Raw genomic sequence first — 7,463 nt, forward strand, 5'->3', positions numbered from 1 at the left:
CCGCCTGGGCATCGCGCCTGGCCGAGCAGGGCGACCGTTGCCGGTTGCCACGGGGCAAGGCCAGGCAGCGTCACGTCTGAGCCATCCCGGTTGCTGTGCCGGCCCTTTCGCGGCTAAAGCCGCTCCCACAGGGTTAGCTTTGGCTTAGAACACTGTGCAGGCCCTGTGGGAGCGGCTTTAGCCGCGAAAGGGCCGGCACAGGCAGCAAATTCCTTTCAGGGATCACACTGATCCCGGCCCACCATCGCCACCTCCTATGCAACGCCGTGCGTTGGCGTAGAATGGTCGTCTTTGTCCAATGACATCCCATGTACATATCCCCCTGGCCCCTGCGCCGGGGCGGTCGTCGATGTCTTTACCTATCTGATTAGAGGGCTTGGTTTTGGCTCAATACGTCTACACCATGCATCGGCTGAGCAAAGTCGTGCCGCCGAAGCGGGAAATTCTCAAGAACATTTCCCTGTCGTTCTTCCCGGGCGCCAAGATTGGCGTGCTCGGCCTGAACGGCGCCGGTAAATCGACCCTGCTGCGGATCATGGCGGGCGTCGACAAGGAATTCGACGGCGAAGCCCGTCCGATGCCCGACATCAACGTTGGCTACCTGCCACAGGAACCGCAGCTGGACCCGAACAAGACTGTGCGCGAAGTGGTCGAGGAAGCGGTCAGCGTGATCAAGGACGCCCAGGCGCGCCTGGACGAGGTCTACGCCGCCTACGCCGACCCGGACGCCGACTTCGACAAGCTGGCCGCCGAGCAGGCCAAGCTGGAGTCCATCCTGCAAGCCGCCGACGGCCACAACCTGGAGCGCCAGCTGGACGTCGCTGCCGACGCCCTGCGCCTGCCGGCCTGGGATGCGCGAATCGAGCACCTGTCCGGTGGCGAGAAGCGTCGTGTGGCCCTGTGCCGCCTGCTGCTGTCGGCCCCCGACATGCTGCTGCTCGACGAACCGACCAACCACCTGGACGCCGACTCGGTGGCCTGGCTGGAGCGCTTCCTGCACGACTTCCCGGGCACCGTGGTAGCCATTACCCACGACCGTTACTTCCTCGACAACGTCGCCGGCTGGATCCTCGAACTGGACCGCGGTGCCGGTATCCCGTACGAAGGCAACTACTCGGGCTGGCTGGAAGCCAAGTCGGACCGTCTGGCGCAGGAATCCAAGCAGCAGAGCGCCCACGAAAAGGCCATGAAGGAAGAACTGGAATGGGTGCGCAAAGGCGCCAAGGCCCGCCAGTCCAAATCCAAGGCCCGTCTGCAACGCTTCGAAGAAATGCAGTCGCAGGAATTCCAGAAGCGCAGCGAAACCAACGAGATCTACATCCCGGCCGGCCCACGCCTGGGCGACAAGGTCATCGAGTTCAAGAACGTCTCCAAGGGCTATGGCGATCGCGTGCTGATCGACAACCTGTCGTTCGCCATGCCTAAAGGCGCGATCGTCGGCGTTATCGGCGGTAACGGTGCCGGTAAGTCGACCCTGTTCCGCATGCTGATGGGCAAGGAGCAACCCGACTCGGGCAGCATCGAGATCGGCGAAACCGTGCAGCTGGCCTGCGTCGACCAGAGCCGCGAAGACCTGGACGGTGGCAAGACCGTGTTCCAGCAGGTTTCCGACGGTTCCGACATGATCAAGATCGGCAGCTACGAGATCCCGTCGCGTACGTACGTTGGCCGCTTCAACTTCAAGGGTGGCGACCAGCAGAAGTTCGTCAAGGACCTGTCCGGTGGTGAGCGTGGCCGCCTGCACCTGGCGCTGACCCTGAAGGAGGGCGGTAACGTCCTGCTGCTCGACGAACCGTCCAACGACCTCGACGTCGAAACCCTGCGTTCGCTGGAAGAAGCCCTGCTGGACTTCCCTGGCGCCGCGATCGTGATCTCTCACGACCGGTGGTTCCTGGACCGTGTGGCTACCCACATCCTGGCCTACGAAGACGACTCGAACGTGGTGTTCTTCGAGGGCAACTACACCGAGTACGAAGCAGACCGCAAGAAGCGCCTGGGCGATGCTGCTGCCCAGCCGCACCGTGTACGGCACAAGAAACTGGCCCAGTAAGCCGGTTTACTGATGCACAGGAATGGGGCCCACGGTGGCCCCATTTTTGTGCCTGGCTGAAACAAGCCTGCGCCTATATAGGGGGTCTTTTTGTATACACTTATATAAAACGCACCAAATAATTTCAAAAAAACGACATCTCGCCCTATTCCAGTGCAATTGCTTCTTGGTACATTCCTGAAAAAACCAATAAGTCCAAACCCTTCGGTGAGATGTCTACCATGATCGAATCTGTCGACAATTTCCTTGCGCGCCTCCAGCAGCGTGACCCAGGCCAACCCGAATTCCACCAGGCGGTGGAAGAGGTGCTGCGCACCCTGTGGCCGTTCCTCGAAGCCAACCCTCACTACTTGCAATCGGGCATCCTCGAGCGCATGGTCGAGCCCGAGCGTGCGGTACTGTTCCGTGTGTCCTGGGTAGATGACCACGGCAAGGTGCAGGTCAACCGGGGCTACCGCATCCAGATGAGCAGCGCCATCGGCCCGTACAAGGGCGGCCTGCGCTTCCACCCGTCGGTGAACCTCAGCGTGCTGAAGTTCCTGGCCTTCGAGCAGGTATTCAAGAACTCCCTGACCTCGCTGCCCATGGGTGGCGGCAAGGGCGGCTCGGACTTCGACCCGAAAGGCAAGAGCGACGCCGAAGTGATGCGCTTCTGCCAGGCGTTCATGAGCGAGCTGTACCGCCACATCGGCGCCGACTGCGACGTACCGGCCGGTGACATTGGCGTGGGTGCCCGCGAAATCGGCTTCATGTTCGGCCAGTACAAGCGCCTGGCCAACCAGTTCACTTCGGTGCTGACTGGCAAGGGCATGACCTACGGCGGCAGCCTGATTCGCCCGGAAGCCACCGGCTACGGTTGCGTGTACTTCGCCGAAGAAATGCTCAAGCGCCAGGACAAGCGCATCGACGGTCGCCGGGTGGCAATTTCCGGTTCCGGCAATGTCGCCCAGTACGCTGCGCGCAAGGTCATGGACCTGGGCGGCAAGGTGATTTCGCTGTCCGACTCCGAAGGCACCCTGTACGCCGAAGCCGGCCTGACCGACGCCCAGTGGGAGGCGGTCATGGACCTGAAAAACGTCAAGCGTGGCCGTATCAGCGAGCTGGCCGGGCAGTTCGGCCTGGAGTTCCGCAAAGGCGAGACGCCGTGGAGCCTGCCCTGCGATATCGCCCTGCCGTGCGCCACGCAGAACGAGCTGGACGCCGAAGACGCCCATACCCTGCTGCGCAATGGCTGCATCTGCGTGGCCGAAGGTGCCAACATGCCGACCACCCTGGCGGCTGTGGATATCTTCCTGGACGCCGGCATCCTCTATGCGCCGGGCAAGGCTTCCAACGCCGGTGGCGTGGCCGTGTCGGGCCTGGAAATGTCGCAGAACGCCATGCGCCTGCTGTGGACTGCCGGTGAAGTGGACAGCAAGCTGCACAACATCATGCAGTCGATTCACCATGCCTGCGTGCACTACGGTGAAGAGGCCGATGGCCGTATCAACTACGTGAAAGGCGCGAACATCGCCGGCTTCGTGAAAGTGGCCGATGCGATGCTGGCGCAGGGCGTGGTCTGATTCGCGATTCCTGGGGCCGCTTTGCGGCCCTTTCGCGACACAAGGCCGCTCCTACAAGCGATCGCGAGCAGTCAGTCTGTCGCGGTCCGCTGTAGGAGCGGCCTTGTGTCGCGATGGGCTGCAAAGCAGCCCCCTGGGACCTCAATCTCCACCCAAAACCTCAAGCACTTCTATCACCTGCTCTCCCACAGGCCGCCGCCACACCACCTCGTCCCCAGGCCCGGCACCCAGCAACGCCCGCCCCAGCGGCGACCCCCAGTTGATCAGCCCGCGCCCCGCATCGGCTTCATCCTCGCCCACCAGTTGCACCACATGCTCCTGGTCCTGGGCATCGACAAACCGCACCCGGCTACCAATCTGCACCTTGCTGCCCGACGTCGCAGCCGGCACCCGCTGAGCGCTCTGCAACCGCGCATTGAAGTAACGCAGGTCGCGCTCGATATCGGCCAGGCGCTGCTTGTCGCCACGCTCGCCCTGCGCCTGCAGTTCGCTGCGCAAGGCATTCAGCCCGGCCACCCGTTCCTGCAGCTGGCGCAGGCCGCTGGCGGTCACGTAGTTGGGTTGTTCGCTGACACGCCGCTCAACCGGTTGGTCGGCCTGGGCGGCGGCCTGGTCTTCGTTGACGAATGCTCGGCTCATGGCGGGCCTCCTTGTGCAGGTGACCATGATCGCAGGCCGGCAGTTTCAACGGATGTCCGTTTGCGACTCAGTCGTGGCGATAGGCCTTGGCGGCGCCACGGTCCTTCTCCTGCTCCCACTCGCGGTCGCGCTGGTCCCAGAAGCGTTCGTGATACTGGCGCTGCTCTTCGCTGTTCTGCATGGCGTGGCACTGGCGGAAGCCGTCATCCCAGCCGGTTTCGTACTGGCGTTCGTGCAGGTAACGCGGCACGTCCTTGCGGAAGTTGCCCACCATCAGCCCGGCCGCCTGGCGACCGCTGCCGCAGCCGTCCTGGAAGCCATCGGCATAGGCGGGAGGGTAACCGTGCTCGACCATCTGCTGATGGGTGGTTTCGCAACCTGACAACAACAACGCGATGCACACGCCGAACCAGTACCGCAACATGACTACAAGACCCTCCAGTTGATGAGAGAGAGTCTAGGTGGCGAGTTGTCGGGGAGGTGTCAAAACAGTGTCAAAGACTCGGTTGGATCACACTGTTGCCTGTACCTGCCCTATCGCCGGCCAGTTCCCACAGGTACTGCACCGGCCCGGCAGGCCCAGGTTATCCTGTGGGAGCTGGCTTGCCGGCGATGAGGCCCGTGCAGGCAACCGGCAACTTTCAGTAGTGATACCACTTCAGCTCCAGCATCACCTCGTTCTGCGCCGTGGCCAGGTGGCTGAATTCCCGCGAAGCGCTCAACCTCAGCCCCAGGTTCTGGCTGATCTCCCACTGCTGGTTCAGGCTCACACTGCGCCGCACCTCGCCATTGGTGAAATAATCGCCCTTGGCCTCCAGCGTCATGTTGCCCAGCCCGTTGCGCCACAACAGCCCGCCATTGAAGCCCGCCGCCGGGGCGATGAACTGGGCGAAGTCGTTGTGATGCTCGACCCGCACCGTACCCAGGGCAAAGCCCAGCAACCCGTCAGCCAATTGCCAGGTACCGCCAGCCCCACCGTTGACGTGGCTTACCAGCACCTCGTCATCATGCTTGCCCGGCACCCGCTCCAGGCCACCGGCTACTTGCCATGACCAGGGTTTGAGCAGCTCGTTGCGGGGTGTCAGCGAGCGGATGGTGGCCAGGTCCAGGCGCTGCACCTGCCAGTCGTTGCCTTCGTACTGGCGCAGCTTCAGCTGCAGGATCTCGATCTGCGCACCCAGCGGGAAGCCATAGGCGTTGTCATTCAGGTCGTGGTACGCCATGCGCAGGCCGTATTCGGCGTAGGCACGGTCCTCACGTGTGCCCACGCCCAGCTGCCAGGTGCGTGAGTCGTGGCCATCCTCGGGCAGGCCGGGGCGTTCGATCTGCAGCGGTGGTGGCGGGTTGCTGTTGATCGCCCGCAGCAACTCGAAGCTGCGCCCGGCGCGCGCAGGGTCGCGTTCCTGGCCGTTGGCGCGGTAGCGCTCCAGGCGGTAGGCGGCGTCCTGTACCAGGGCTTGGCGCTCGCGGGGCAGGGCCTTGAACTCAGGGCTTTGCAGGCGCTTGGTGTCGGCGCTCACCGCCAGTACCTGCTGTTTTTCGTCATGGTCCAGCGGCTCGGCACGCGCCAGTAGCTCACGCTCGCGTGACGGGCGATACGTTTCGCTGGCGACCAGGCCGGACTGCTTCACCGCCTTCACCGTGTCGGTGGGGATGGCAGTCAGCGGAAACTGCGAGGTCAGGTCCAGGCTGGGGCGGGCCACCTGCAGCAGCTCCAGCAAACGATACGAGCAGTTCTCGTCGAAGAAGAAGTAGTCGAACTGGATCTGCTTCAGTTCCCACACATGTTCGACCATGCGCCCGGTTTCTTCGGGGGTAATGTCCAGCTGGTACTCCCACAGGTCGCGGTTTTCCAGGCTGCGGTATTCGGATAGTTTTTCCTGGTAGGGCATCAGCGCGAACAGCCCCGGGTAGCCACCCATCAGGCCTTTCCAGGCATACAGGATGCTGTTGTCGCTGCCTTCGATGTACGCGCCAAAGTTGATTGCATAGCTGAGCAGCGTGGTGTCGTCGCTGCGGGTGCTTGACTGGTCGATGCGCAGCAGGGTGTGGCCGAACATCGATGACGGGCTGTTCAGGTAGGCCGCCGGAAAGATCAGCGCCGCACTGTGCGGATCGATCGACTGGTACCAGGTCTTGAATTCCTGGCAGTCCGGCTGCGGCAGGTCTTGCAGATCAAGCTGCTCGCGCAGCCAGCGGGTGCGCGCCGGGAACACGCACTGGGCGTGTTTGTCGCCCAGGCTGGCCGGTTGGTACAGCGCCTGGACCGTGGCTTGCAGCTCCTGGTCGGGGTGGTGCGCGCCATCCTCGGCGAGGAAGAACGCGTCATCGTCCACATAGCTGCGCCAGCCGCCAAGCTTGGCGGTTTCATAATGGCCCAGGGCAATCCAGTAAGGGGTATTGGCCAGTTGCTGGACACGGCCTTGGTCCAGCACCGGTGCAGCATGAACAGGGGCGCAAGCGATCAGCGCCAGGGAAGCGAGGCGTTTGAGCATATCGGGCAACTACTTCTTGACGATGCCGAAAGAAAGGCGAAACCCGCCCCAGCGCTGGGGCGGGAACAGCTGCGCTTAGGCCTCTGTTGCGTATTTGGCCAGGCGTGGGTCGGTTTTCAGGACAGCCAGGGTGTTGCTGTGCACGGTTTCGGCCGTGACATCGGCGCTGGTGAAGATCTGGTTGAAATGCTGGTGAGCCACCGACTCGAAGTAGCCGCGGTCTTCCGGCGCCACACCCAGTACCACGGCATAGGTGGTCAAGGCTTCGCCCTGGCCCATGGCCATGTCTTCCGACAGCTCGTTCATCATGCCATTCATGGCGAACCAGGACTTGCCGCCATAAGTCAGCGAAGCCTTGGTCGAGCAGCCGTTGGTGCCGGAGGTCATACCGAAGGTGGCGTTACCGGAGGTGCCGTTGGTGGTGGAAGCCAGGAAGTGTGCCGGCGTACCGCGCTGGCCTTCGAACAGCATGTTGCCCCAACCGCAGTTCGGGCCGCCTGGCGCTTCGGCCATGGCGTTCAGCGAGACCACGGTGAACAGAGTACCCAGAAGAATCCGTTTCATAGCATTTGTTCTCTTTGTCTTAACCAAGGGTCAGGGTTTCTGGCAACTCGGTTGCCAGGTCGGGAAAGCATTTCACCCACCCGCGCAGCTTGGAGTTTAGGCACGATCTAAAGGTTGCGTTGTTGATTGCGAAAAATTTGCTGTTACATGACT

At 62.6% G+C, this 7,463-nt stretch carries 6 protein-coding genes; 2 read left to right on the plus strand and 4 right to left on the minus strand.

The genetic code is table 11. The features are described from left to right. Positions 1-382 precede the first annotated feature (382 nt). A complete protein-coding gene (gene ettA / locus HP547_RS25370) occupies positions 383-2,050 on the plus strand; it encodes an energy-dependent translational throttle protein EttA (protein ID WP_172288127.1) in 1,668 nt (555 codons plus the stop codon). 221 nt (positions 2,051-2,271) lie between these two features. Beyond that, positions 2,272-3,612 (plus strand): NADP-specific glutamate dehydrogenase, encoded by a 1,341-nt coding sequence (gdhA, locus tag HP547_RS25375; RefSeq protein WP_172288129.1) that lies wholly within the window; start codon positions 2,272-2,274, stop codon positions 3,610-3,612. A 141-nt stretch (positions 3,613-3,753) separates the two neighbouring features. On the opposite strand, the gene HP547_RS25380 is transcribed toward gdhA, so the two are convergent. From HP547_RS25380 to HP547_RS25395, 4 genes are all read right to left on the minus strand, one after another. After that, complete coding sequence (locus HP547_RS25380) at positions 3,754-4,251, minus strand: GreA/GreB family elongation factor (protein WP_172232170.1); 498 nt, start codon at positions 4,249-4,251, stop codon at positions 3,754-3,756. Positions 4,252-4,318: 67 nt separating this feature from the next. Further along, positions 4,319-4,675 carry a hypothetical protein gene (locus HP547_RS25385; RefSeq protein WP_172288131.1) on the minus strand — a complete coding sequence of 119 codons (357 nt, stop codon included), beginning with the start codon at positions 4,673-4,675 and terminating at the stop codon, positions 4,319-4,321. A gap of 217 nt (positions 4,676-4,892) precedes the next feature. After that, positions 4,893-6,746, minus strand: a complete 1,854-nt coding sequence (locus tag HP547_RS25390) for a DUF4105 domain-containing protein (RefSeq protein WP_172288133.1) — start codon at positions 6,744-6,746, stop codon at positions 4,893-4,895. A 75-nt stretch (positions 6,747-6,821) separates the two neighbouring features. Next, positions 6,822-7,310, minus strand: coding sequence for a DUF3015 domain-containing protein (locus HP547_RS25395; protein ID WP_172233007.1), 489 nt, complete (start codon positions 7,308-7,310; stop codon positions 6,822-6,824). Between the last annotated feature and the right edge of the window lie 153 nt (positions 7,311-7,463).

Origin of the sequence: Pseudomonas sp. CM27 (genome assembly GCF_013179515.1) — a bacterium.
Classification (GTDB): domain Bacteria; phylum Pseudomonadota; class Gammaproteobacteria; order Pseudomonadales; family Pseudomonadaceae; genus Aquipseudomonas.

What these genes read in the sequence shown, in the direction of transcription:
- gdhA (WP_172288129.1), top strand. Translation starts at nt 2,272, where the DNA reads ATGATCGAATCTGTCGACAATTTCCTTGCGCGCCTCCAGCAGCGTGAC.
- HP547_RS25380 (WP_172232170.1), bottom strand. Translation starts at nt 4,251, where the DNA reads ATGAGCCGAGCATTCGTCAACGAAGACCAGGCCGCCGCCCAGGCCGAC.
- HP547_RS25385 (WP_172288131.1), bottom strand. Translation starts at nt 4,675, where the DNA reads ATGTTGCGGTACTGGTTCGGCGTGTGCATCGCGTTGTTGTTGTCAGGT.
- HP547_RS25390 (WP_172288133.1), bottom strand. Translation starts at nt 6,746, where the DNA reads ATGCTCAAACGCCTCGCTTCCCTGGCGCTGATCGCTTGCGCCCCTGTT.
- HP547_RS25395 (WP_172233007.1), bottom strand. Translation starts at nt 7,310, where the DNA reads ATGAAACGGATTCTTCTGGGTACTCTGTTCACCGTGGTCTCGCTGAAC.